The following is a 25,361-nucleotide window of genomic DNA, read 5'->3' on the forward strand; positions in this document are numbered from 1 at the left end:
AGGCAAAGGGGACAGCCATGGTCAGCGCGAAGAAACGCATCTGGGGCTGGTTTTTCTTTGACTGGGCCAGCCAGCCCTACAACACCTTGTTGCTGACCTTCGTCTTTGGCCCCTATTTTGCGGAAGTGGCGAAAAGCTATTACCTGACCCAGGGCCTTTCGGCCGAGGCGGCGGGCGCACAGGCACAAGCTTTCTGGGGCTATGGTCAAACCATTTCCGGCGTGCTGATCGCCCTGCTGGCCCCGGTTCTGGGTGCCATCGCCGACGGCTCCGGTCGCCGGATGATCTGGATCTGGGTATTTTCCGCCTTCTATGTCATCGGCTCGTGGGGCCTTTGGTATCTGACCCCCGATATGCCCGATCTGACGATGGCGATGATGTTCTTCGGGCTGGGCCTGATCGGCATGGAGTTTGCCACGATTTTCACCAATTCCCTGATGCCCAGCCTCGCCGAGCATGAGGAGATGGGAAAGATTTCCGGCTCGGGCTTCGCTTTCGGCTATCTGGGCGGGATCATTTCGCTGGTCATCATGCTGCTGTTCCTTGCCGAAAGCGGCGTCACCGGCAAGACGCTGATCGGACTGGACCCGGTGCTGGGGCTGGATGCAGCCAGCCGCGAGGGCACCCGCGCGGTCGGGCCCTTCACCGCGCTGTGGTATATCGTCTTTATGGTGCCCTTCTTCCTGTGGGTGCGCGAAACGCCCGGCACCGGCACCGGGCAGCCGGTGAAGGCGGCGCTGGCTGATCTGGGACGGCTGCTGAAGACCCTGCCCAGCCGTCAGAGCCTGTTCGCCTATCTCATGTCTTCGATGTTCTACCGCGACTCGCTGAACGCACTTTACGGCTTCGGCGGGGTCTATGCCTCGGGCGTACTGGGTTGGAGCGTCACGCAAATCGGCATTTTCGGCATCATCGGCGCCATTTCTGCCAGCCTTGCGACCTGGATCGGCGGCAAGCTGGATGCCGCGCGCGGGCCAAAGCCGGTGATCGTGATGTCGGTCTGGGTGCTGATTGTCGTCTGTGCCGTCATCGTCGGCATGTCACGCGAACAGATCTTTGGCATTCCCTTCGCAGAAGCGTCCGGCACACCGGATATCATCATGTATCTCTGCGGTATCCTGATCGGCGCGGCGGGAGGCACGGTTCAGGCCGCCTCGCGCACCATGATGGTGTTTCACACTACCCCCGAACGCGCGACCGAGGCCTTTGGCCTGTTCGCCCTGTCGGGCAAGGCCACATCCTTCATCGCACCTTTCGCCATCGCCGTCGCCTCGGACATCAGCGGATCGCAGCGCATTGGCGTCGCCCCGCTGATCGGGCTGTTTCTCATCGGCCTCATTCTGCTAATCTGGGTAAAACCGAATGGTGAACGGGCAGTCTGATGATCCGCAAGATGTTTCTGGCCAGCCTGCTGGCCGCCGCAAGCCTTTCCCTGAGCGCAGCACCCGTCAGCGCCGAGAAACTGGCGAACAAACTGTTCGGCGCAAAGGATGCGCCGTCGCAACAGGCGCCCATGCCCATCGGGTCTTACGCACGGGGCTGTGCGGCGGGACTTGTGGAGCTGCCCGAAACCGGCCCGACTTGGCAAGCCATGCGTCTGTCGCGTGGCCGGAACTTCGGCCAGCCGGAAATGATTGCCTTCCTTGAGGATCTGTCGGCGCAGGTATCCCGCATCAATGGCTGGGCCGGACTATACATCGGCGACATCAGCCAGCCACGCGGCGGCCCGATGATCAGCGGCCATGCCAGCCACCAGATCGGACTTGATGCCGATATCTGGATGCTGCCACCCAAGCGGCTGAACCTCAGCCGGGCGGATCGGGAAAAGATCAGTTCGATTTCGGTGCGCTCTGCCGATCAGCGCAAGATCACCACGAACTGGACGGCACAGCATGCGGCGGTGCTGAAGGCCGCCGCCTCTGACCCGCGCGTGGATCGTATCTTCGTGACCCCGCCGGTGAAGATCGAGCTTTGCCGCACCGCCGGTCGCAAGGACAAGGACTGGCTTCAGAAAATCCGCCCCTATTGGGGGCATGACACGCATTTTCACGTCCGGCTGAAATGCCCGCGTGGCGCCACGGCCTGCGAGACGCAGAAACCCACAGTGGCCGAACTGTCCAATGGTGGCGATGGTTGCGACGACAGCCTGACCTGGTGGGTGACCGCCGCGCTGGAGCCGCAGCCGAAAAAGCCCAAAGACCCGAATGCGCCGAAAAAGCGCGGGCCGCGTGAATACACGATGGCCGATCTGCCCAAGCAATGCGCCGCCGTTCTGTCATCACGCTGATCCTCGCCTGCGGGCTCGCCCTTGAAGGCAGCGCCAGCCCGACCGAGGCCCCCGGCCATATCGGACGCTTCGTCTGGCGGTCGGATGATCCGCGCATGGGCGGCATGTCGGGGCTGGAGATCAGCGACGAGGGTCTGCGCTTTACCGCCCTGTCAGATCGCGGCGGCTGGACTTCGGGCCGTTTGCTCCGCGATGGGTCCGGCCGGATCACCGGGATCGAGGCCGCGCCGGTGCAGCCGTTGCGCGGCAAGGGCAAAGAGCCGCTGGCCGCTGGCCGCAATGACAGCGAGGGCCTCGCCATCGCCCCGGATGGCACCGCCTATGTGTCGTTCGAAGGAGTGGCGCGGGTCTTGCGCTATGCCCGGATGGGCGCCGGGGCCGAAAACCTGCCGACGCCGCCCGCCTTTGCGAAGATGCAGCGCAACTCCTCGCTGGAGGCGCTGGCCATCAGGCCGGATGGCACGCTTTACACCCTGCCAGAAAGATCGGGGCGCGAGGACAGGCCATTTCCGGTCTGGCGGTTTCGCAACGGTGGCTGGGATCAGCCCTTTACCATCCCGCGCGAGGGTTCTTTCCTGCCGGTCGGTGCCGATTTCGGGCCGGATGGACGGCTTTACCTGCTGGAGCGCCAGTTCCGCGGTCTGATGGGCTTTGCCTCCCGCGTCCGGCGCTTCAACGTGACCGGCAACAAGATCGACAGCGGGGAAACCGTGCTGCAAACCCGCGCCGGGCAACATGACAATCTGGAGGGCATTGCCGTCTGGCGCGATGCGCAGGGCATCCGGCTGACGCTGATTGCGGACGACAATTTCCGCTTCTTCCAGACCACCGAAATCGTCGAATACCGCCTGCCGGATTGACTCGCGCAGCGTCCAGGCGTAACGGAGCGGCCTGCCCGAAGGGCCAAGTCTCCGCGACCTTGTAAAAACGGATATCACATGTCGAAATCCCTCCTGCCCGGCGTTCTCGCCATGGCGGCCACTGTCGTGGCTTCCAACATCCTTGTGCAATACCTGCTTGGCCCTTGGCTGACCTGGGGCGCACTGACCTACCCCGTTGCCTTTCTGGTGACCGACCTGACCAATCGCCTGCATGGCGCCGCCGCTGCGCGCCGCGTCGTGCTGGTGGGTTTTGTCGCTGGAATCCTGTGCTCGCTGATCGGTTCGCAGATCATGGGAGAATTCGGGCCGCTGGTTACCCTGCGTATCGCAATCGGCTCGGGCGCTGCTTTCCTTGCCGCACAACTGACCGACATCGCTATCTTCAACCGCCTGCGCGCGGGAAGCTGGTGGCGCGCGCCGCTTGTCTCCACGCTGTTCAGTTCCAGCCTTGATACAGTGATCTTCTTCACCACCGCCTTCTCGGCCAGCCTCGCCTTCATCGAGCCCGCGAACGATGTATCCTGGGCGGGCGAAGTGCTGCCGATCCTGGGTTTCGGACCGCAAGCCCCGCTGTGGGTTTCGCTCGCCGTCGCCGACTGGATGGTCAAGCTGGCACTGGCAGCTGTTGCACTTGTGCCATTCCGCATCATTGTCGGAAAGTTGACTCTACGTCCGGTATAAAACCTTTTGACAAAGCCCAGATCTGTGTCACGCTCCCTATATCGGCAATCTTTTGAAAGGAGGTGATCCAGTGTCTAGAGTGATATTGGAGAGAGGTGTCGGGACAGTCAGGAGGAGCGATATTTAAGGGCAACCCCTTGAAAATCAATCCTATGATTGGGCTTGAAACCTAACTGGCCCATCTCCTTGGAACTCGGAAAGGGTCGCCGATTTAAGGCGGCCCTTTCTCGTTTCCGACGCCGGAATTACCAGCGTCGGGCACCCCCTGAATATCGTTTCGTCAGGTCGCTATTTCCCTCTTTTCCAGACGGTCAAAGCCGCTAATCTCGCGCCATGCTGCGCATCACCGAGACAATCTCCATCGCCGACTGGGAGCTTTCAGAAAGCTTTTCCCGGTCCTCCGGGCCGGGCGGGCAGAATGTGAACAAGGTGGAAACTGCGGTGGAACTGCGGTTCGAGGCCGAACGCTCGCCCCACCTGACACCTGCGGTGAAGGCGCGGCTGAAGCGCATCGCCGGGCGACGCTGGACCACGGAAGGCGCCATCGTGATCCGGGCAGAGGAAACCCGCAGTCAGGCCCGCAACCGCGAACTGGCCGAGGCGCGCCTGGTCGAAATGATCCGTCAGGCGCTGGTCGCCCCCAAGCGGCGCATCGCCACCAAGCCGACACTGGGCAGCCAGCGGCGGCGGCTGGCAGCCAAAAGCCAGCGTGGTGAAGTGAAGGCCCTGCGCGGCCGGGTGGAGGGCGAGGAATGACCGAAGCGGAAGAGGCGGCGGCGCTGTGGGGCGCGCGCATCCTGCATGAATTGCGCAACCGCGAGAATGCGGTATACGCCATCGCCCTGCCCGATGGCGCGCAAGCCGCCCTGCGCCTGCATCGCACCGGCTATCAGAACCCGGCCGCCATCCGCTCGGAACTGTGGTGGTGTGCTGAACTGGCAAAGGCAGGCGTCGCGGTGCCTGCCCCCGTCGCCTCTGCCAGCGGTGCAAGTCTTCACCAGTTACAAGGCGGACGCCTGGCTTCGGTCATCTCCTGGGTTGAAGGCGCTCCCTTCGGCGAAGCACTGGTGCCGCTGACCGGCACCGCCGCAGAACAGACAGCGCGCCATCATGCGCTTGGGCGTCTTCTGGCCGAAGTGCATGACGCCACCGACCGGCTGACGCTGCCGCCTGATTTCACCCGCCCACGTTGGGACATCGACGGCCTGACAGGCGAGACCCCGCTTTGGGGCCGCTTCTGGGATCATCCCGCGCTGTCGGCCGCAGAGGCGGCACTGCTGCGCCGCGCCCGCGATCTGCTGCGCGAGCGTCTGACCGATCATGCCCGGCACAGCCAGCCCGGCCCGATTCATGCCGATGTGCTGCGCGAGAATATCCTCGTTTCCGGCGACCGGCTTTCGCTGATCGACTTCGACGACAGCGGGATTGGCTTCCGGCTTTACGACCTTGGCACCGTTCTGTCGCAAGACCTTTATGAGCCGCAGCACCCCGCTTTGCAGGCGGCCTTGATCGAAGGCTACGGCAGCCTTCGGCAGGATGATTTCAATATGGTGTCACTGTTCACATTGGCGCGTGTGCTGGCTTCGGTCGGCTGGGCGATGACCCGTCTTCCTGCCGATCACCCGGTTCACCGCAGTCATATTGCCCGCGCGACGATGTGGGCCGACCGCCAGCTTTCCGCAGGAAACTGACCAAAACATCAGGAATAAACCGGGAATCGGTTGCCCGCCCGCAGTGGCCGGGCTATGCGCAGCGCGTGTAACAGGCCGATGACGGAACATGCCACAATTTCAGCAGAACAAGTGGAAGACGCTCGACAAGGATCTGTCCCGCCTCGTGGTGCTGGAGCAGGCAACCGTCTTCCTGTCCCGGCCCCTGATTGCGGTCGGCATCGGCCTCGCGTTCATCGCCCTGTGCGCCATTGCGGCGGCCATCCTGACCGGCGGGGCACCCAATTCGGTCATCATCATCACGGCGGCGGCCTTCGGCGCCTATATGGCACTGAACATCGGCGCCAATGATGTTGCCAACAACATGGGGCCTGCGGTCGGCGCCAATGCCCTGACCATGGGCGGCGCCCTGATTATCGCCGCCGTATTCGAAACGGCGGGTGCGCTGATCGCGGGCGGCGATGTCGTGTCCACCATTTCGGGCGGGATCGTGGCGCCTGAAGCTGTGGCCGACCCGCAGACCTTTATCTGGGCCATGATGGCCGCACTGATCGCCGCCTCGCTCTGGCTGAACCTTGCAACCTGGTTCGGGGCGCCGGTCTCGACAACCCATGCCATTGTCGGCGGCGTGATGGGTGCTGGCGTTGTCGCCGCCGGTTTCGGCGCTGTGGACTGGGGCAAGATGGGGCAGATCGCGGCAAGCTGGGTGATCTCGCCTATTCTCGGGGGTGTCATCGCCGCAGGCTTCCTTGCCTTCATCAAATCCCGCATCAATGATGTCGAAGACAAGCTTGGCGCGGCGCGGCTGTGGGTGCCTGTGCTCATCGGGATCATGGGTGGCACCTTCACCACCTATCTGGCCGTCAAGGGCCTGAAAAAGCTGTTCTCGGTCTCGATGCCCATGGCCCTGCTGCTGGGACTTGCGGTCGGAATCGCAGCGGTTGTGATCACCCGCCCGCTGATCCGGCGCAAATCCGCAGGGATGGAGAACCGCAAGAACTCGCTCAAGGTGCTGTTCTCGATGCCGCTGGTCATTTCGGCCGCGCTGCTCTCCTTCGCGCATGGCGCCAATGATGTGGCCAATGCAGTTGGCCCGCTGGCGGCCATCGTCCATGCGGTGACCGATCACGCCACCTCCGACAAGGTGGGGATTCCGCTCTGGGTCATGCTGATCGGCGCAGCCGGGATTTCCTTTGGCCTGACCCTGTTCGGGCCCAAGCTGATCCGCATGGTGGGCACCGAGATCACCAAGCTGAACCCGATGCGCGCCTATTGCGTCGCCCTGTCCGCAGCGATCACGGTCATCGTGGCAAGCTGGCTTGGCCTGCCGGTCAGCTCCACCCATATCGCTGTCGGGGCGGTGTTCGGCGTCGGCTTCTACCGGGAATGGCATGCCGACCGGAAAGCCCGGCGGACTGGCATCATCAAGGGCAAGCCCGTCCCGCCGGAAGAACGGTCGCGCCGCAAGCTGGTGCGCCGCGTCCATATCCTGTCCATCGGGGCAGCCTGGGTTGTCACCGTGCCGCTGACCGCGCTGCTGTCGGCGCTGATCTTTGTGATGCTGCGTCTGCTGACCTGACCTGCGTCAGACCAGCAGATCCTGCGCATCCTGATCACGGACATCGAAGACCCGCTTGTAGCGGGCCACTTCCTCCGCCGGGCCCATCGCTTTGTTCGGGTTGTCGGACAGCTTCACCGTGGGCCGCCCATTCGCGCTGACCGCCTTGCAGACAAGGCTGAACGGGGCCAGCCGGTCCCCTGCCAACCCCCGGAAATCATTGGTCAGCATGGTGCCCCAGCCGAAGGATACTTTGACCCGCCCGACGAAGCGGGCGTGGAGCTCCTCGATCTTTTCGACATCCAGCCCGTCCGAAAAGATCACCAGTTTGCGGGTCGGATCTTCGCCCCGCTCCTTCCACCAGCGGATCGCCATTTCGGCCGCCCCCGCCGGATCGCCCGAGTCGATGCGGATACCAGTCCAGGTGGTCAGCCAGTCCGGCGCATGTTTCAGAAACCCTTCCGAGCCGAACGTATCGGGCAGAATGATCCGCAGATTGCCGTCATGTTCGTCATGCCAGTCCGCAAGAACGCGATAGGGCGCCTGGGCCAGTTCGGCATCACTTTCTGCCAGCGCGGCATAGACCATGGGCAGTTCATGGGCATTGGTGCCGATGGCCTCGATGTCGCGTTTCATCGCGATACGGCAGTTCGAGGTGCCGATGAACGCATCGCCCAGACCTTCCTGCATCGCCTGCACGCACCAGTCCTGCCACAGGAAGCCATGACGCCGCCGCGTGCCGAAATCCGCGATCTTCAGCCCCTCGATCCGCCGCAGCCGCTCGATCTTTTCCCACAGGCGGGCCATGGCCCGGGCGTAAAGCACCTGAAGCTCGAACTTGCCCATGTCGCGCAGCACCGCACGCGAGCGCAGTTCCATCAGCACGGCAAGCGCAGGAATTTCCCACAGCATGACCTCGGGCCAGCGACCTTCGAAGGTCAGCTCATATTGGCCATCCCGCTTTTCAAGATGGTAGTCGGGCAGGCGCATCCCTTCGAACCATTCCATGAAATCGGGGCGGAACATCTGGCGTTTGCCGTAAAAGGTATTCCCCCGCAGCCAGGTGCTTTCCCCGCGGCTGAGGCTCAGCGAGCGGACATGATCCAGCTGTTCCCTCAGTTCGCCCTCGTCGATCAACTCGGCGAGGCGGATGGATTTGGTGCGGTTGATCAGGCTGAACACCACCGTCGTGTCCGGCTTGTTGCGGAAGATCGACTGGCACATCAGCAGTTTATAAAAATCCGTATCGATCAGCGAACGGACGATCGGGTCGATCTTCCAGTTGTGGTTGTGGACCCGTGTTGCGATATCGACCATGACGCCTCTCCCTTTGCGCCCATGTCTAAGGCATCGGCGGGGGAAACGTCAAAACCCGTATCGCCATGATGCGCCACCCGGGTCAGCAAATCATACAGTTCCCGGCGTACCAGTGGCTTGGACAGCATGCCATCCATCCCGGCCGCCGCCACGGCCGCCCCTTGCTCACCCTCTGAAAAGGCCGTCTGGGCCACGATTTTGCAACGCGGCAGGCCCGTTGCGGCTTCATATGCGCGGATTGCCCGTGTCGCAGCCAGACCATCCATGCCGGGCATCGACAGATCCATCAGCACCAGATCCGGCGGGTCCGCCTTGTACTGGCGCAGCGCCTCGGCACCGTCGCGGGCGGTAGTGACCCGGGCGACACAACGCTCCAGCAGCTTGTGGACAATCATCAGATTCGTAGCATTGTCTTCCGCGATCAACACATGCAGCGCGGTCCGGGGCGCGGCCCCCTGCCCGACTGCCGGTGTCATCAGCATGGCCCCGGTCGCCCGCCGCAAATGCAACGTCACGGTAAAGACCGACCCTCGGCCCGGCAGAGCGGCGACCGTGATATCCCCACCCATCTGTCGTGCCAGCAAGCGCGAGATCGTCAGACCCAGCCCCGATCCGCCGAACCTTCGCGAAATGGTGCTGTCAGCCTGGGTGAAACTGTCGAATATGGTCTCCAGCCGCTCGGGCGCAATGCCAATGCCGGTATCCTCGACCTCTATCTGCAGCCGGTCCGCCTCGGGTCCGGGCTGGCAATCCAGCCTCACGATGACAAAGCCCTGATCGGTGAATTTCACCGCATTGCCCAGCACATTCAGCAGGATCTGGCGTATCCGCCCGCCGTCCCCAAGATGGCGTGGGAGGTGGTCAGGCTGCACAATCCGAAGCGCTATCCCCTTCTTCGCGGCAGAGGGGCGCAGCAGATTAACCACGCTTTCCACGCCTGCAGCGACCGAGATTGGCTCGGTCAGCAGATCGGATTTTCCGGCCTGCAATTTTGACAGATCCAGAACATCATTGATGATCGTCACCAAGGCCCGTCCGGATTCGATGATCGTATCCAGATAATCCCGCTGCTCGGGGTCGAGCGCCGTATCGCCCAGCAGTTCTGCCATTCCGATCACGCCATGCAGCGGGGTGCGGATTTCATGGCTCATCGTCGCCAGAAACTGCGATTTTGTCCGTGCGGCAGCCTCTGCTGCCTCGCGCGCCGCAGCGAGTTCAGCGGCATGCAGGCGCGCCTCGGTCACGTCGCGTTCCACCGCGATGAACACCTCGGCCCGGCCCCCGGCATCCAGAACCGGCGTCAGCGATACATCCATCCAGAGACGCTGACCATCCTTGCGCCGGTTCTGAAGCTCCAGCCGCACCGGCTGCGCCACATCATAGGCCCGCCGCAGGCGCGCCAGATCTTCGGCCCGCGTCTCGGGCGCATTCAGCAGATCGCCAGGCTTGCGACCAAGCGCCTCCTCAAACGTGTATCCGGTGATGCGGGTAAACGCCGGATTAACCCATTGGATGCTGCCATCCACCCCCGTGAACACCACGCTGTCACCCGCATGCTGCGCCACAAGCGCAAGCCGGGCCGATTTACGCGCGGCCTCTGCCAGCGCCTCGCGCGACTGGCTCAGCGCAAGCTGTTCATCCAGAAGCGCGCGTTCGAAGCGGCCCCGTTCGTGCCGCCCTTTCTCGACCGCGCGAATGAACAGCGCGGTGCTGTAGCCAAGAATGAGGATCGACAGGATCAGAAACAGACTGTCAGAGCCGTGCTGCGACAGCAGGTCCACCATCAGCGCAACAGCAGACACACCATACACGCCCAGACGTGCCGCGCCGCCTTCAGGGAAATGGTGCCGAACCAGACCTGCATTCAGGATGGCCGACATCAGGAAGACGGCGGCAAAGACCTGCGCCCCGATCAGCGGGATCACATGCCAGCAGAGCGCAATGCAGCCAGAAATTGTCAGCGCCTGAAACCCGGCAGAAGCTGTCGCCAGCCTGCGCAGCCCGGGCGGAATACGGTCGGGGCAGCACCGCAGGATCAGCCGCAGCACCAGACAATCCACCGCTTCGCCGCCCAGCGCCAGCGCGATGCTCGCCGGGGCCATCCAGGTAGCGCCAAGCGCGCCAATCACTGCGGCGCCGATTCCGGTCATCGTCTGACGCACCAGAAAGGTGCGAACCCGCCCACGCGCATAGCGGCGGAACAATCCATCGGGGCTGTTCCGTTTTATGAAGCTTTCGCGCGCATCGGCGACTGCCGTATCCATCCCAACGCCCTGCAGATTTCCCGCACAGGCTAGATGCCGGACCTTAACAGACCGTGTGCATCAGACGAGTTTCACACCCGCATTCCGCATCTGCTCCAGCGCTGCAGCCAGCGAACCGTCGAGGTCGATCCCCCGGCAGGCAGAAAGCCTGACCTTCACATCGAACCCGAGCCGCACAGCATCCAGAGCCGAATAGGCCACGCAGAAATCCGTCGCCAGCCCAACCAACGTCAGATCCGTAGCCCCGCGCGTGCGCAAATAGCCCTCCAGCCCAGTTGGCGTCGTGTGGTCATTTTCGAAGAACGCCGAATAGCTGTCGATCCCCGTGCGAAAGCCCTTGCGGATCACCAGATCGGCGGCATCGGCATTCAGCCGGGCATGAAAGGCCGCCCCGGCGGTGCCCTGCACACAATGCACCGGCCACAACACCTGAGGACCATAGGGCATCTCGACCATGGAGAATGGCGAAGCGCCCGGATGATTGGCGGCGAAGCTCGCATGATCGGCCGGGTGCCAGTCCTGTGTCAGCACACGCACGGAGTAATCGGCCAGCATCGCGTTGATCTCGGGCACGATCTCGTCGCCCCCTGCAACCGCCAGCGCGCCACTGGGACAGAAATCGTTCTGGACGTCGATCACGATCAGGGCCTCGGTCATGGCTGATCCTCTTTCACTGCTGCCCCTCTTGCGTAAGGCCGCCCGCAGCTTGCGTCAACGCCGCACCCCTGCGCGCGGCTCTTGCCAGCCAAGGGGCGCTGACCTATGCCCGTGCCATGATCACCATTGCAGCGCTCTACCACTTCACCCGCTTCCCCGACCCCGCCGCACTGCGCGCGCCGCTCTTTGCACTGGCCGAGGCGCAGGGCATCAAAGGCTCGCTCCTGCTGGCGCAGGAAGGGATCAACGGCACGATCGCCGGTTCCCGCAGCGGGATTGACGCGATGCTGGCCCATATTCGCGCCCTGCCCGGCTGCGCGGATTTGGAGCACAAGGAAAGCCACGCCGAAACCATGCCCTTCGGCCGCATGAAGGTCCGGCTGAAGCGCGAGATCGTCACCATGGGCCAACCCGATGTGGACCCGCGCGCCCGCGTCGGCCATTACGTCACACCCACCGACTGGAATGCGCTGATCAGCCAGCCCGATGTCGCGGTGATCGACACCCGCAACGATTACGAGGTCGCCATCGGCACCTTCCGTGGCGCCATCGACCCGCAGACCACCAGCTTCCGTGATTTCCCCGCATGGTGGGAGGCGAACAAGGATCGCTTTCACAACAAGCGCATCGCGATGTTCTGCACCGGCGGTATCCGCTGCGAGAAATCAACGAATTTTCTGCTGGCGCAGGGCGTGGAAGAGGTCTTTCACCTCAAGGGTGGCATCCTGAAATACCTGGATGACATGCCCGAGGATCAAAGCCTCTGGGATGGTCAGTGCTATGTCTTTGACCAGCGCGTCAGCGTGGGTCACGGCCTCGTTCCGGGCGGGCTTGCCACCTGCCACGCCTGCCGCCGCCCGCTGCAACCCGAGGATCTGTCCCGCCCGGAATACGAGGAAGGCGTCTGCTGCCATCACTGCGCGAATGAATATTCCGAGGCTGACCGCGCCCGCTTCCGCGAACGCATGCACCAGATGCGCCTGGCCGAGACGCGCGGCACCCGGCACCTCGGCGGCTGATCTTTTATCTTGGTGAAAATATCCTCGGGGGTGAATTGGCCGCAGGCCAAGAGGGGGCGGACAGCCCCCTTCTTCCTTAAGCCTCGGGGATCAGGATTTCCCGCTTGCCGACATGGTTCGCTGGCGTGACGACACCCTGCTCCTCCATCTGCTCCACCAGACGCGCGGCCTTGTTGTAGCCGATGCCCAGCTTGCGCTGGATGTAGGAGGTCGAACATTTCCGGTCACGCGCCACGATCGCCACCGCCTGATCGTAAAGCGCGTCCTCGCCATCGGTATTACCCCCGGCATTGAGGCCAAGCACCGCGTCGATATCGCTGGCAACCTCGTCATCCGGGCCTTCCACCACGCCCGACATATATTGCGGCGGGCCAAAGCTCTTGAGGTGGTTCACGATTTCCTCGACCTCTTCGTCCGACACGAAGGGCCCGTGGATACGCGTGATGCGCTGGCCGTTGCCCATGTAAAGCATGTCGCCCTGGCCCAGAAGCTGTTCCGCGCCCTGCTCGCCCAGAATGGTGCGGCTGTCGATTTTCGAGGTCACCTGGAAGGAAATCCGGGTGGGGAAGTTCGCCTTGATCGTGCCGGTGATCACATCGACCGAAGGCCGCTGCGTCGCCATGATGAGGTGGATGCCCGAGGCCCGCGCCATCTGCGCGAGGCGCTGGATGCAGGCTTCGATCTCTTTCCCCGCCACCATCATCAGATCGGCCATCTCGTCCACGATGACGACGATATAGGGGAAGGGCTCGGGCGCGAATTCCTCGGTTTCGAACACCGGCTCGCCGGTATCCTCGTCAAAGCCGGTCTGGATGGTGCGCTTGAACATCTCGCCCGCGGCCTGCGCCTCGCGCACCCGGCCGTTATAGCCGTCGATGTTGCGCACCCCCATCTTCGACATCTTGCGGTAGCGCTCTTCCATCTCGCCCACCACCCATTTCAGGGCGACGACCGCCTTCTTCGGGTCGGTGACGACGGGCGACAGCAGATGCGGAATCCCGTCATAGACGGAAAGTTCCAGCATCTTCGGGTCGATCATGATCAGGCGGCATTCCTCAGGCGTCAGCTTGTAGAGCAGGCTGAGGATCATGGTGTTGATGGCGACGGATTTCCCGGACCCGGTGGTCCCCGCGATCAGGAGGTGGGGCATCTTGGCGAGGTTCGCCACGATCGGGTCGCCGCCAATATCCTTGCCCAGCGCCAGCGGCAGGCGCAGCTGGCTGTCACCGAAGTCGCGCGCGGCGAGGATTTCGCGCAGCACCACCTTTTCGCGGCTGGCATTGGGCAGTTCGATCCCGATGACCGAGCGGCCCGGAACGGTGGATACCCGTGCCGACAGCGCCGACATCGAGCGAGCGATGTCATCGGCGAGTCCGATCACCCGGCTGGCCTTCAGGCCCGGCGCCGGTTCGAGTTCATACATGGTGACGACCGGGCCGGGGCGGACCGAGACGATCTCGCCCTTCACGCCGTAATCATCCAGCACGGATTCCAGCATCCGGGCGTTTTCTTCGAGCGCCTCGTCCGACAGCGCGTGGCGCGTGATCGTCGACGGCGATGCCAGAAGCGACAACGGCGGCAATTCGTAAGCCGCGTTCACCTGATCCTCGAAACGCAGGCGCGGTTGCGACTCGGCCACCGCCTGACGTGACGGCGTGATCGGCTTCTTGGCCGGATGCTGCACCACACCGCGTTTCACCTCGGGCGTGACCAGAGGCGCCGACGGACGTGCGGTCATCCCGCCCGTTTCGGCACGCAACGGCGCGACGTGGCTCACCGGCGTCGGGTCATAATCCGGTTCGTAATTATCATCCGGCGACCAGTCATCATAGGCGTCTTCCACCGGCTCGGCCACCGGCGCCGGGGCAGGCGTCTGCATGCGCGGGGCGGCGGGCACAATCGTCTCGGCCTCGTCACGCCACATGGCGGGCTGCGCGGGCAGGACCGCAGCCGCAACCGGCATCCGGGTCGCAGCGGGGCGCAGCAGCGGGGCCGGGCGATCCAGATCCGCCGCCGCAGCGGCATGGCCTGAATCGAGCGTCAGCGGCTTTGCACGCGGGGCAATGGCAGGTTCGGCCACCAGACGCGGCATCGGGCGCGGCGCGGGTGCCGCGACCGGCGGAGGCGCAACCGGCTCGGGCCGCAGGGCGGGGGCCGCCATCTGCGCCGCCTGTTCGGCAAGCTGGGCCTGCGCCGCCGCAGCCCGCGCCGCCGCCGAAGCGACCGCGGCGGAAATCGCATTCGCGGGCTCTGCCATCGCCGGTTCGGGTGCGGCCATTGCCGGGGCCATGACCGGCGGCTCGATCCGCAGGCCACGACGGTTCAGCGCCGGTTCACGGCGGGCAATCGCGGCTTGCAGCGGCGTCATATGCGGCTGCAGCGCAGCCACACCCTTGCCATGCCGCACGCGGCTGCGGATCACGTCAGAGATGCGGGCCTTGATCCGGTCTTCCGGGGCCAGATCGGCCTCGGGCATTGCGGCCTGCATCACCGGCAGTTCGGGCATCGGATCAGGCTCTACCACCCGGCGCAGACGGCCCAGCAGCCCTTCCTTCCGGCGCGGCGCGGGCGCCTCCATCGGAGGTGCTGCAAGACGGGCCGGCGCACGGCCTGCCCCGCCGCCCAGCTTGGCCGGAGCGCCGAAGTCCGGCACGAAACCATCATCCTCATCGGCTTCCAGCAGATCATTCTCGACCGGCAGATGCATCGGCAGCGTCGGCTGGAGATCGGCGCGGATGACACGGTTGCGGCGGGCGGCTCCGCCCGGCATCGACAGGGCCGCAGGGGCCATCATCGCGGGCTGCATCTGCGGCGGAGGTTCGGCAAGCCGTGCCGATTGGGCCTCTGCCCGACGCTGGCGTTGCCGCGCCTGGGCCGCCTGTGCCGCGCGCGCCGCACCAGCGGTTCCGCGGCCCGCCCAGACCATGATCTGCGAATAGGCCATCACGCTGCCCAGGGCGAGGAAATGCCGCAGCACGCGCAGCTCTTCTGCGTCAAAGCCGGTGACGAACAGCAGCATACCCAGCAGCGCCAGCCCGGAGATGAGCGACATGACCTTCAGCCCGAACGTCGCTTTCACCGGCGCGACGCCCAGCATCGCCCCGAGCACGGTATCTCCGAACAGCCCGCCGATGCCAAAGGCATGCGGCCAGTCGGCACCCGGCACATGGGTCGCAGCAAAGACCGAGGCCATGGCCACAGCAATCAGGGCGAAGACCACGCGGCCCACAGCACGTTCGGCACCGCGATGCAGCACGAAGCGCATGCCCCAGGCGAACAGGATCAGCGGGATGGCCCAGGCCCCCTTGCCAGTAATGATCATCAGGGTCGAGGCGATGGCAGCGCCGATCCCGCCCAGCCAGTTGCGCACGGGCTGATCTGTGGCGACCATCCAGCCCGGATCTTCCGGCGAGTAGCTCAGCAACATGACGGTGAACAGCAGCGCGGCGGCAATCAGGCCCAGCCCGATCAACTCGCGCGCGCGGCGCTCCAGCGCGGCCTGGGTGTTCGGGTCCACCAGCGGATCACGTTGACGCATCTGATACAAAGCCATCTGCCACCTCAGCCGTAAATGCAGTCGCGCAGCTTCGTCAGGCCGCGTTCCGTTTCGTCTTTTGGCGCCACCAAAGCGACGCGGATATAGGGCTTGCCCGGATTCTGCCCGCCGACATCGCGCGACAGATACGCCCCCGGCAGCACCCGCACGCCCGTCTCGGTCCAGAGCTTCAGCGCCGCCGCCTCGCCATCCTCGACCGGCAGCCAGAGGAAGAACCCGCCTTCGGGCGATTGATAGCCCTGCATGCCGCCGAAGATCCGGTCGGCCAGCGCGAATTTCTCCTGATACAGCGCGCGCGAAGCGGCCACATGCGCCTCGTCACTCCAGGCGGCTTCCGCTACGCGCTGCAAGGGCAGCGGCAGTGGCGCACCGGCAAAGGCCCGCAGCTTGCGCAGACGCTCCATGCTTTGCGGCCCGGCGGCCACGAAACCCGACCGCAGACCGGGCAGGTTTGACCGTTTTGACAGCGAATGAAAGGCCAACACCCGCTCGGGGTCTGCACCGACCTCGGCCGCGACCTCAAGGATGCCAGGCGGCGGGCTGTTGCGCCAGATCTCGGAATAGCATTCATCCGTGAAAATCTGGAAATCATGCTTCTCGGCCAGCGCGAGCAGGGTTTTCCAGTAGTCGCGGCTGGCCACCGCGCCCTGCGGATTGGCGGGCGAGCAGATATAGGCGACTGTCACCCGGTCCAGCAGATCGGGAGAAAGCCCTGCGAAATCCGGCAGATGGCCAGTCGCAGCGGTGGCTGGCACATAGACCGGCTCCGCCCCCACAGTCAGCGCCGCCACGGCATAGACCTGATAGAACGGGTTCGGCATCAGCACCACGGGCTGCTTGCCGTTCTTGGTTTCCGGGCACAGCGCGATACAGGCGTTGAACAGCCCCTCGCGCGTGCCGTTCAGCACCATGAAACGATCCGCCCCCAGCGCCACGCCATAGCGCCGCTGCACCCAGCCAGAAATAGCGGCCAGCAATTCGGGCGTGCCGTCATTCGGCGGATAGACCGAGAAGCCATCCAGATTCGCCGCCAGAATCGGCCCGACGAAATCGGGCATCGCATGTTTCGGCTCGCCGATCGTCATGGCGACCGGCGCCCCGCCGGGGGGCAAATGATCCAGCAATTTCCGCAGACGCGGAAACGCATAATCCGGCAGGTTCGAGAACCGCTCAGGAAACGCCATTGGTATACTGCCTCATCTCGGGGTCATATCGCCCCGTTTGCGATGAGGATAGCGGGCAAGCCCTGCCCGGTCCAGTAGATCGTGACACAATCGGTTGTATGTGCCGGGCGAATGTGACTTTTGCGCCCTCAGCCCAGCGCGCGTTCCACCGCGGCGCCCAGCCGCAGCAGGCGTTCCTCCTGCATCGCGGGGCCCATCAGCGAAATCCCGCAGGACGGCTGGCCAGTTGGAAGGGTCAGCACGCACAGGCCCAGCACGTTACCGATGCGGGTGTTACGCAGCGCCAGCAGGTTTTCAGAGGTGAAATAGGCGTGATCTTCCATCAGCCGCTTCGCATCTGGCGGCAAGATGGGCGAGGTCGGGATCAGCACGGCATCGAAACCGCCAACCCGGCGCTCCCAGATCTTGCGCAGATCCTCCAGCCGCCGCCAGGCCGCGATATAGGCTGTCGCCGTGACCGCAGCACCGGCGCGGAAACGCTCCAGCACCGGGGGGAACATTTTGTCCGGCGCCGCCTCGATGGTCTTGCCCCAGATCGCATAGGCCTCGGGGGTGAACAGATCGGCAGCCAGCCGCATCGCCTCGGCCACTTCCGGGGCATCGAACTCGTCGATGGTGGCGCCTGCATTGGCCATGCGGCGCAATGCCCCGTCAAACCCCTGAGCCGGCGCGTCGCGCAGATCATCCAGCGCCACGGTTTTCAGCACGCCGAAACGGGCGTTGGTGAGACTCGCTCCGTTCAGATCCGCCGCACGACGGGCTGACAGGACAGAAAGGATCAGCGCGCAATCCTCCACCGTCGTCGCCAGCGGGCCGACCGTATCGAAACGGTCGCACAGCGGCACCACCCCCTTGGTCGACAGCCGGCCATGCGTGGTTTTCAGCCCGACCAGATCGTTCCAGGCCGCTGGCACCCGCACCGACCCGCCGGTATCCGAGCCGATTGCAGCAGGCGCCAGCCCGAAGGCCACCGAAGCCGCCGCGCCCGAGGATGACCCGCCCGGCACCGCATCGGAGAAGTTGATGCAGGGCGGCGTTGCCGTCACCGGGTTCAGCCCGAGGCCGGAAAACGCCAGTTCCGTCATATGTGTCTTGCCCAGACAGACCAGACCCTGCGTCGTCGCCCCATGCAGAAGCTCGGCATCCGTATCCGGCACCCGGCCCTTCAGCAGCGCCGATCCGGCCTCGCAAGGCACGCCCGCCGCATCGAAATTGTCTTTCCAGCTCAGCGGCACGCCATCCAGCGGGCCGATGCGGGTTCCGGCGCGCGCACGACCGACTGCGGAAACTGCGGTGGAGCGCGCCCGGTCCGCCGTCGTGCGGGCATAGATGCGCTTCGCATCAGGGTGGCGGGCGATGGCGTCGAGGAAAGCCTCGGTCAGGTCAACCGGGTTGATTTTTCCCGCGTCGATTGCCCGTCCCAGATCCGCCGCACTGCGCCCGAGCCATTTGTCCATCATCGCCGCAAACTCCGCTGTTTGGCGCAGGCTAGCGACGCAACGGCGCATGGACAATCCCGCTTGGCGCGCCATATTGGGCGCATGATGCCGGATACCGATATTCTGATCGCGGGCGGCGGGCTGAACGGCCCCGCGCTGGCCCTTGCACTGGCCCGCGGCGGGCTGCGTGTCACCGTGGTGGACAGTCGCCCCGCCCCCGCGCGGGCCGAAGCCGGGTTCGACGGCCGCGCCTATGCGCTGGCGCTGGCGTCGAAACGCCTGCTGATGGCAACCGGCGTCTGGCCGCGCATCGCGCAAAGCCAGCCGATCCTCAAGATCAGGGCCAGTGATGGCGAGGCGGGGCAAGGCGCCGCGCCCTGGGTGCTGGGATTCGATTCGGCCGAGCTTGAGGAAGGCCCGATGGGCTTCATGGTCGAGGACCGGCATCTTTATGCGGCCTTCCTGGAAGCCATGCGGGACGAACCCCGCATCACGTTGCTGTCGGGTGAAACCGTCACCGCACAGGAGGCGTGGGCACAGGGCATTACTGTCACACTCGCCTCGGGTCAGCGGCTGAGCGCACGGCTGCTGGCGGGTTGCGACGGGCGGCAATCAGGCACCTGCGCCCGCGCCGGGATCCGGCGCACAGGCTGGGGCTATGGGCAGACCGCGCTTGTCACCGCGATCCGGCATGAAAAGCCGCATGAAGGGGTGGCGCATCAGTTCTTCATGCCCTCCGGCCCGCTGGCCATCCTGCCCTTGGCGGGCGGCCACCATTCCAGCATCGTCTGGAGCGAGACCGACGCCACCGCACGCGCCATACAGGCACTGGACGATGAAGGCTATCTGACCGCGCTGCGCCCGCGCTTCGGCGATTTTCTGGGCGAGATCGCACTGGCGGGCGCCCGCTTCACCTATCCGCTGAACCTGACGCTGGCCACCAGCTTCATCGCGCCGCGCGTGGCATTGGTGGGCGATGCCGCGCATGGCGTGCATCCGATTGCCGGTCAGGGGCTGAACCTCGGCCTGCGCGATGTGGCCGCGCTGGCGCAGGTGGTGATCGAGGCGCATCGGCGGGGCGAGGATTTTGGCAGCCTGACGACGCTCGACGCCTATCAACGCTGGCGGCGGTTCGATTCCACGACGCTGGCGCTTGGCATGGATACGGTCAACCGGCTGTTTTCCAACAGCAATCCACTTCTGCGGCTGGGGCGCGATCTGGGGCTTGGCGCGGTGAACGCCCTGCCCGGCCTGCGGCGCGGTTTCATGCGGCAGGCGGCGGGGCTGACAGGCGATCTGCCAAAACTCCTGGACGGGAAGCCGATCTGAGGATCAGTCCAGCGCGCGGGCTTCCGAGACCAGCATGATCGGGATGCCGTCGCGCACAGGAAACGCCAGCCGCGCGGCCTTGGATATCAGTTCCTGCCGCTCGGCATCCCAGGTCAGTTGCGCCTGCGACATCGGGCAGACCAGCGCCTCCAGCATCCGCCGTTCGGGGGTGTTCTGATCGGTCATTGCAGACGCTCTCCTTCCGTGCCGCCGCGCAGGGCGATTTCCATCAACGTCACCAGCGTTTCGCGTCGCGTGGGCAGCGAGGGGGCCTCCAGCAGCGCCTGCTTGTCCGCCGGCTCGAACGGACACAGCATCGACAGCGAATTGACCAGCAATTCGGCCTCGGCCTCCTTCAGGCTGCCCCAGTCGGAAGACAGGCCCTGACTTTGGAAATACCGCGCCAGCAGATCCAGAAAGCCGTCGCGGTCAAAACCCGGATCGGTTTCCGCCGCACCAAGATCGCGGGCGAAAGGCGCCCAGTCCACCGCCCAGCGGCGATAAGGCTGAAAACCCTGCACCTCTTCCCGCAGGCGGAAGCGCGACACCCCCGAAAGGGTGATCATATAGCGTCCGTCCTCGGTTTCGGAAAACCCGGTCAGGCGACCAGCGCAGCCGATGGCATGCAGACGCGGTGCCCCGGCCCCCGGCACCTCGCGGGGCTGGACCATCCCGATCAACCGCTGTTCGGTCTTCATGCAATCGGTCAGCATCGCCAGATAACGCGGCTCGAAGATATGCAGCGGCAAACGGGCCCGCGGCAGAAGCAGCGCGCCCGGCAGCGGAAAGACCGGGATCAGGTCGGGCAGGTCGGCAGCTTTGATCATGGCCATCAAACTAGGCCGCGCGGCAGGTCAGGCAAATATCATCGACGAAAGTTTGCGCCGCCCCTTCAGCACGATGGGGTCTTGCGGCTTCAGCGCGTCGAAGATGGTGAAAAGCTGGGCACGCGCGGCACCGTCATTCCATTCGCGGTCCCGGCGGAACAGGTCCAGCAACTCGTCCACCGCCTCGTCCACCTTGCCCGAGGCATTCAGCGCCACCGCCAGATCAAAGCGCGCCTGATGATTGTCGGGATTGGCCTCGACCGCCGCGCGCAGCTCCGCCTCCGGGCCCGCATTGGCAGCCTGCTTGGCAAGCTCGATCTGCGCCCGAGCCGCCTCGACCTCCTTGGCGTGGGCGATCTTCGCGGGCACACCTGCAAGAAATGCCTCGGCCTGTTCGATATTGCCCGCCGCCATATGCGCACGGATCAACCCGCCATAGGCGGCCGCATTCTCCGGCTCCTCGCCCAGAATCGCGGCAAAGATTTCGGCCGCACCGACGGCATCGCCATCGGTCAGCGATTGTTCCGCCATCTCCAGCGCCTCGCCCAGACCGCCGTCACCTGCCATGGCGGCAACGCGCTCGATAAACTTGGTCAGCTCCGACCCCGGCAGCGCGCCCTGAAAGCCATCGACCGGCTGGCCCTGCCAGAAGGCATAAACCGTCGGGATCGACTGGATACGCAATTGCCCAGCGATCATCTGGTTTTCATCGACATTGATCTTGACCATCTTGACGCGGCCTTTGGCCGCGCTCACAGCCGCCTCAAGCGCGGGGCCAAGCTGTTTGCATGGGCCGCACCACGGCGCCCAGAAATCGACGATCACCGGCACTTCGCGGCTTGTGTCGATCACATCGGCCATGAAGGTGGCTTCCGACGAATCCTTGATCAGATCGGCCCCGGCGGGGGCGGTCTTTTGGGAATCCAGTCCGAACATCGCGTCCTCGTGTCTTGCAGCTTTGCCCCTATATGGGCGCAGTGCCGCAAAAGGCCAAGGGGAATTGCATTTCCTGCGTCCGGCACTAGCCTGCCGGAAAAGCGGAGAGTGCCATGCCCGTTCTGATGACCTTCGGCGACAGCAATACCCACGGTTCACCCCCGATGACCGACCGCGTGAGCTATCATCGCTTCGGCCCGGATATCCGCTGGCCGCGCCGGGCGCTTGCCGCGCTGGGGCCGGGGTGGGAGCTGGTGGAGGAAGGCCTGCCCGGCCGCACCGCGCAATTCGACGACCCTTGTATGGACGGGCTGATGAACGGTCATCCGGCGCTGCGGCAGGCGCTGCAAAGCCACGGGCCGCTGGATGTGCTGACCATCATGCTGGGCACCAATGACGTGAAAACCCGTTTCGGCGCCAGCCCCGAAACGGTAATGGGCGGCATTGCCGGGCTTCTGGACCTTGCACTCGGGGTCGAGATGCAGACCCGGCACGGCGGCTTCCGGGTGCTGCTGATCTGCCCGCCGCCGGTGCTGGAAACCGGCGTCCTTGCCCCGGATTTCTGGGGTGCCCGCGCCAAATCCCTGGCCCTGTCCCCACTTTACCGCGCCCTCGCCACTTCTCGCGGGGCAGCCTTTCTGGACGCAGGGGAGGTGATCAGCGTCAGCCCGGTCGATGGCGTGCATTTCGAGGCAGAGGCCCATGCGGTTCTGGGCGCGGCGGTAGCCGAAAGGGTGGCGGCGCTCATGTGAGGCCTCGCCCGATGCGACGGGTAACCTCTTGGCAGTAACCTTGTCCGGTGCCGGAAATTTCATCTGACAGTGTCGTGCCACCGCACTAGATTGCAACCATGGAACTCAGGGCCATTTTGTTTCGCTTGCTTGCTATGGCCGTCTTCATGGCGGCCGTCGGCCTGTCGCCCGGCGCGGTGTCCATCGCCAATGCGATGCCACAGCCGCAGAGGGCGCAGGCCATGACCACCCCCGATTGCCACAGCATGACCGCTGACAGGATGAATGAAACCTGTCGCCAGCATTGTCTGGGCCAGACGGTGATGACCGAAGCCTTCGCGCCGCCTGGCCTGGTGCAGCGTGTCGTGCCGTTCGAACCGGCGCCGGTTCTTGCCCTTGCGGCCTCCACCGGCCCCGAACCGGAAGGCAAGCCACCACGCCCTTGACTCCTGTCCCAAAGTCCCACTTTTGACCGGAGATCAAGATGACCCGATTTTCCCGCCGCGGCTTCATGGCCGCCTCTGCGGCCATGGCCGCTTCGCTTGCAGTGCCCGCCCGGCTGCGTGCCGCCACCGCCCCGCTGTCGCTGACCGCCACCACCCGCGTAATCGAGGTTGGCGGTCGCGCGGCCACCGTCATGGGGCTGTTGAATGCCCAGGGCCGCCTTGGCCTGACGCTCGACACCGATCAACGCTTTCGCGTCGATCTGACCAATGCGCTGCCGGTCGAGACGATCATCCACTGGCACGGCCAGATCCCCCCGAATGCGCAGGATGGCGTGCCCAACACCAACCCGATGCTGAAACCGGGCGAGACCCGTGGTTATGATTATGCGCCCCGCCCCGGCACCTTCTGGATGCACAGCCATCTGCCGGAGCAGGAAATCGGTCTTCTGGCCGCACCGCTGATCCTGCGCAGCGCCGAGGATCTGCGCGCCGACCGGCAAGAGGTGGTGATGTTCCTGCACGACTTCGCCTTCCGGCCGCCGGAAGAGGTGCTGGCCGAGGTGACCGGCGGCATGGCGATGGATCATGGCAGCATGAACCACGGCGCGCCGGCTGGCATGGATCACTCCGCCATGGGGCACGGCAGCATGGGGACCATGGGCGAGATGAGCGGTATGGCCATGGACCTCAACGATTTCAACTTCGACGCCTATCTGGCCAATGACCGCACGCTGGACGACCCAGAGGTCATCGCCGTCGAACCGGGCGGGCGCATCCGGCTGCGGGTCATCAACGGTGCCTCGATGACCGCTTTCTGGGTGGATACCGGCACCCCGGCCCGGCTGGTCGCGGTGGATGGCGAGCCGGTGCAGCCTCTTCCCGGCGACCGCTTTTCCATCGCCCCGGCACAGCGGCTGGATATCGAGATCAACCTGCCCGCCGATGGTGCCGCACTGCCCATACTCGCCCTGCGCGAAGGCGCGCGCGAACGCACCGGCATCGTTCTGGCCCCGAAGGGCGCCGCAATCCCCCGGATGGCCACGCTTTCCGACGAGGCGCATCCGCCGGTTTCCGGCGACATGCGGCAGGAATTGGCCTTGCGTGCCGTGACCTCGCTCCCCGAGCGCCCGGTGCAGAACCGGCAGATGGTCATGCTGGGCGGCGCGATGCAGCCCTATGTCTGGACGATCAATGACCGGACATGGGACAACCGGACCCCGGTCGCCGCGAAAAACGGCGAGAGGGTGGAACTGATGTTCCATAACATGTCGATGATGGCACATCCGATGCATCTGCATGGCCATGTGTTTCAGGTGGTCGAGGTCAACGGCACCCGTTTCGCGGGTGCGCTGCGCGATACGGTGCATGTGCCCGCCATGGGCAGCGTGACCATCGCCTTTGACGCGGGTGAGGTCGCGCCCTGGATGCTGCATTGTCACCACATGGGCCATCTGGCGACCGGAATGATGACGGAACTCGCGGTCTCCGCCTGAGCCGCCTCAGCCGCCGATCCACCCTGCGTGGGTCGGCGGCTGCGCGGGATCGTCATAAACCCGCCAGCCGATCCCGCCACCGTCAAGCCGCATCACCACCGTGGCCAGCGTGTTCTCCTCATCCGGGTCGCGCGGGTCGCTGCGGCGGATCGGCAGGCCCGGCCCGGCGGCATCGGCCAGCACCGCCAGCGGATCGCCAGCCAGCAAAGCCTCAGCCCGCGCCTGCCGGTCTGCGGAAGACCGGGTGATATATTGCGATGCCAGCCCGCCTGGATGGTGCAGCGCATGATTGGCATGGGCGACGGGCGCCGTCACCTCCTGCGCCGACATTGCACCGCCGCCATATTCCACCGACCAGAGCCGCCCGCTGGCGGCCTCGCCCAGCCCGATGTGGAAACCGCCGGAGTTCGCGCCTTCCAGCACCGCCAACGCCTCGGCCGCCGAACGGCAGGCGAGGATCGCCCGGCCCAGCACCATGCGCGGAACCGTTGGCTCCACCCCTTGCAGGCGGATGTTGTTGACCGTCATCCCCAGCCCCGCGTCGGTCATCGCGAAAGTATGGCCTGGAATGGACCCCGGATAGCAGAAGCTGACGAACTGCGGCGCACCCTCTGGCGCCAGATCAGCCAGAAAACACTGGCCGCGCAGGCTGGGGTAGCCGTCTTCGTTATGCGCCATAACCGCCGGGGTGCCGGGGCGCAGGACCGAGGTGCAGCCCTCGGCTTCAGCAAACGGCGGCAGCGCGGCGAGGATGTCCCCCCGGCACTGCCAGGAGAAAACCTCGGCGAAAGACAGGTCCAGCCCTTCGGCCAGCCCCTCGATCTCAGCCCAGATCGCCGGAAAGCAGTTGCGCACGGTTTCCGCCATCCGGGCGCGGCGGCCTGCGTGTACCGGATCGACCACCTCGCGCCAGAAGGGGTTGCCGCGCAGATGGGTCAGCACTGCCGCCCGCCCCGCCATACCCAGCGCCCGCCCGATCTCGCGCGGGGTGCCTTGGGCTTTCAGTTGACCGAGTGTCATGCTGCCTCCTGTTTTCTGCCATCGAAGCCGGAGGACTGGCGGATGACAAGCCCTGCTGCGGTTAAC

Annotated in this window: 22 protein-coding genes; 12 read left to right on the plus strand and 10 right to left on the minus strand. The window is 65.0% G+C overall.

All coding sequences use genetic code 11. From position 1 onward, the window contains the following. The first annotated feature begins 17 nt into the window (after positions 1 to 17). From IE126_RS14785 to IE126_RS14815, 7 genes are all read left to right on the plus strand, one after another. On the plus strand, positions 18 to 1,382 hold the full coding sequence (locus IE126_RS14785) for an MFS transporter (protein WP_189381450.1): 1,365 nt from the start codon (positions 18 to 20) through the stop codon (positions 1,380 to 1,382). Beyond that, positions 1,382 to 2,287: a penicillin-insensitive murein endopeptidase gene (mepA, locus tag IE126_RS14790; RefSeq protein WP_189381451.1), complete on the plus strand. Its 906-nt coding sequence runs from the start codon at positions 1,382 to 1,384 to the stop codon at positions 2,285 to 2,287. The genes IE126_RS14785 and mepA overlap by 1 nt, the downstream gene beginning before the upstream one ends. Then, a complete protein-coding gene (locus tag IE126_RS14795) occupies positions 2,260 to 3,147 on the plus strand; it encodes an esterase-like activity of phytase family protein (RefSeq protein ID WP_189381452.1) in 888 nt (295 codons plus the stop codon). The genes mepA and IE126_RS14795 overlap by 28 nt, the downstream gene beginning before the upstream one ends. 78 nt (positions 3,148 to 3,225) lie before the next feature. Next, positions 3,226 to 3,849, plus strand: coding sequence for a queuosine precursor transporter (locus IE126_RS14800; protein WP_189381453.1), 624 nt, complete (start codon positions 3,226 to 3,228; stop codon positions 3,847 to 3,849). Between the two features lie 333 nt (positions 3,850 to 4,182). Next, on the plus strand, positions 4,183 to 4,605 hold the full coding sequence (gene arfB / locus IE126_RS14805; RefSeq protein ID WP_108128678.1) for an alternative ribosome rescue aminoacyl-tRNA hydrolase ArfB: 423 nt from the start codon (positions 4,183 to 4,185) through the stop codon (positions 4,603 to 4,605). After that, positions 4,602 to 5,540: a phosphotransferase enzyme family protein gene (locus IE126_RS14810; RefSeq protein ID WP_189381454.1), complete on the plus strand. Its 939-nt coding sequence runs from the start codon at positions 4,602 to 4,604 to the stop codon at positions 5,538 to 5,540. The genes arfB and IE126_RS14810 overlap by 4 nt, the downstream gene beginning before the upstream one ends. Positions 5,541 to 5,628: 88 nt before the next feature. Next, positions 5,629 to 7,098, plus strand: a complete 1,470-nt coding sequence (locus tag IE126_RS14815; protein ID WP_108128680.1) for an inorganic phosphate transporter — start codon at positions 5,629 to 5,631, stop codon at positions 7,096 to 7,098. Between the two features lie 6 nt (positions 7,099 to 7,104). Here the strand turns inward: IE126_RS14815 and pncB are convergent, their stop codons facing one another. The 3 genes from pncB to pncA are packed head-to-tail and all read right to left on the minus strand — an operon-like array spanning position 7,105 to position 11,315. Continuing rightward, positions 7,105 to 8,394, minus strand: a complete 1,290-nt coding sequence (gene pncB, locus IE126_RS14820) for a nicotinate phosphoribosyltransferase (protein WP_054302822.1) — start codon at positions 8,392 to 8,394, stop codon at positions 7,105 to 7,107. Then, entirely contained in the window at positions 8,328 to 10,658 is a 2,331-nt protein-coding gene (locus IE126_RS14825; protein WP_189381455.1) for a PAS domain-containing hybrid sensor histidine kinase/response regulator, read from the minus strand. The genes pncB and IE126_RS14825 overlap by 67 nt, the downstream gene beginning before the upstream one ends. Before the next feature lie 60 nt (positions 10,659 to 10,718). Beyond that, on the minus strand, positions 10,719 to 11,315 hold the full coding sequence (gene pncA, locus IE126_RS14830) for a bifunctional nicotinamidase/pyrazinamidase (protein WP_189381456.1): 597 nt from the start codon (positions 11,313 to 11,315) through the stop codon (positions 10,719 to 10,721). 116 nt (positions 11,316 to 11,431) lie between these two features. Between pncA and trhO the strand changes: the two genes are divergently transcribed. Then, positions 11,432 to 12,334, plus strand: a complete 903-nt coding sequence (gene trhO, locus IE126_RS14835) for an oxygen-dependent tRNA uridine(34) hydroxylase TrhO (RefSeq protein ID WP_189381457.1) — start codon at positions 11,432 to 11,434, stop codon at positions 12,332 to 12,334. A 76-nt stretch (positions 12,335 to 12,410) separates the two neighbouring features. Here trhO and IE126_RS14840 read toward each other — a convergent pair whose 3' ends face one another. The 3 genes from IE126_RS14840 to IE126_RS14850 all read right to left on the minus strand — a co-directional run bounded on the left by IE126_RS14840 (position 12,411) and on the right by IE126_RS14850 (position 18,531). Further along, positions 12,411 to 15,887 carry a DNA translocase FtsK gene (locus tag IE126_RS14840; protein WP_189381458.1) on the minus strand — a complete coding sequence of 1,159 codons (3,477 nt, stop codon included), beginning with the start codon at positions 15,885 to 15,887 and terminating at the stop codon, positions 12,411 to 12,413. Positions 15,888 to 15,895: 8 nt separating this feature from the next. Next, positions 15,896 to 17,074: an aminotransferase class I/II-fold pyridoxal phosphate-dependent enzyme gene (locus IE126_RS14845; RefSeq protein ID WP_189381459.1), complete on the minus strand. Its 1,179-nt coding sequence runs from the start codon at positions 17,072 to 17,074 to the stop codon at positions 15,896 to 15,898. Positions 17,075 to 17,202: 128 nt separating this feature from the next. After that, positions 17,203 to 18,531: an amidase gene (locus IE126_RS14850; protein WP_189381529.1), complete on the minus strand. Its 1,329-nt coding sequence runs from the start codon at positions 18,529 to 18,531 to the stop codon at positions 17,203 to 17,205. Positions 18,532 to 18,615: 84 nt separating this feature from the next. Between IE126_RS14850 and IE126_RS14855 the strand changes: the two genes are divergently transcribed. Next, positions 18,616 to 19,842, plus strand: coding sequence for a UbiH/UbiF/VisC/COQ6 family ubiquinone biosynthesis hydroxylase (locus IE126_RS14855; RefSeq protein WP_189381528.1), 1,227 nt, complete (start codon positions 18,616 to 18,618; stop codon positions 19,840 to 19,842). A 3-nt stretch (positions 19,843 to 19,845) separates the two neighbouring features. Here IE126_RS14855 and IE126_RS14860 read toward each other — a convergent pair whose 3' ends face one another. Genes IE126_RS14860 through IE126_RS14870 form a run of 3 tightly spaced genes read right to left on the minus strand, consistent with a single transcriptional unit; the run spans position 19,846 to position 21,605 of the window. Continuing rightward, the gene (locus IE126_RS14860) at positions 19,846 to 20,028 is read right to left on the minus strand and encodes a Trm112 family protein (RefSeq protein WP_054301347.1); all 183 of its coding nucleotides are present in this window, start codon (positions 20,026 to 20,028) and stop codon (positions 19,846 to 19,848) included. Next, positions 20,025 to 20,669, minus strand: a complete 645-nt coding sequence (locus IE126_RS14865; RefSeq protein WP_189381530.1) for an LON peptidase substrate-binding domain-containing protein — start codon at positions 20,667 to 20,669, stop codon at positions 20,025 to 20,027. The genes IE126_RS14860 and IE126_RS14865 overlap by 4 nt, the downstream gene beginning before the upstream one ends. A gap of 27 nt (positions 20,670 to 20,696) precedes the next feature. Beyond that, positions 20,697 to 21,605, minus strand: a complete 909-nt coding sequence (locus IE126_RS14870; protein WP_189381460.1) for a thioredoxin family protein — start codon at positions 21,603 to 21,605, stop codon at positions 20,697 to 20,699. 113 nt (positions 21,606 to 21,718) lie between these two features. On the opposite strand from IE126_RS14870, the gene IE126_RS14875 reads away from it, so the two are divergent. From IE126_RS14875 to IE126_RS14885, 3 genes are all read left to right on the plus strand, one after another. Continuing rightward, positions 21,719 to 22,357 carry an SGNH/GDSL hydrolase family protein gene (locus tag IE126_RS14875; protein ID WP_189381461.1) on the plus strand — a complete coding sequence of 213 codons (639 nt, stop codon included), beginning with the start codon at positions 21,719 to 21,721 and terminating at the stop codon, positions 22,355 to 22,357. Between the two features lie 146 nt (positions 22,358 to 22,503). Further along, complete coding sequence (locus IE126_RS14880; protein WP_189381462.1) at positions 22,504 to 22,782, plus strand: hypothetical protein; 279 nt, start codon at positions 22,504 to 22,506, stop codon at positions 22,780 to 22,782. A gap of 38 nt (positions 22,783 to 22,820) precedes the next feature. Continuing rightward, on the plus strand, positions 22,821 to 24,275 hold the full coding sequence (locus IE126_RS14885; protein ID WP_189381463.1) for a multicopper oxidase family protein: 1,455 nt from the start codon (positions 22,821 to 22,823) through the stop codon (positions 24,273 to 24,275). 6 nt (positions 24,276 to 24,281) lie between these two features. On the opposite strand, the gene IE126_RS14890 is transcribed toward IE126_RS14885, so the two are convergent. Then, on the minus strand, positions 24,282 to 25,295 hold the full coding sequence (locus IE126_RS14890) for a C45 family autoproteolytic acyltransferase/hydolase (RefSeq protein WP_189381464.1): 1,014 nt from the start codon (positions 25,293 to 25,295) through the stop codon (positions 24,282 to 24,284). Positions 25,296 to 25,361 lie beyond the last annotated feature (66 nt).

Source organism: Gemmobacter nanjingensis (assembly GCF_014652195.1).
In the GTDB taxonomy this organism is placed as follows: Bacteria; Pseudomonadota; Alphaproteobacteria; order Rhodobacterales; family Rhodobacteraceae; genus Gemmobacter; species Gemmobacter caeni.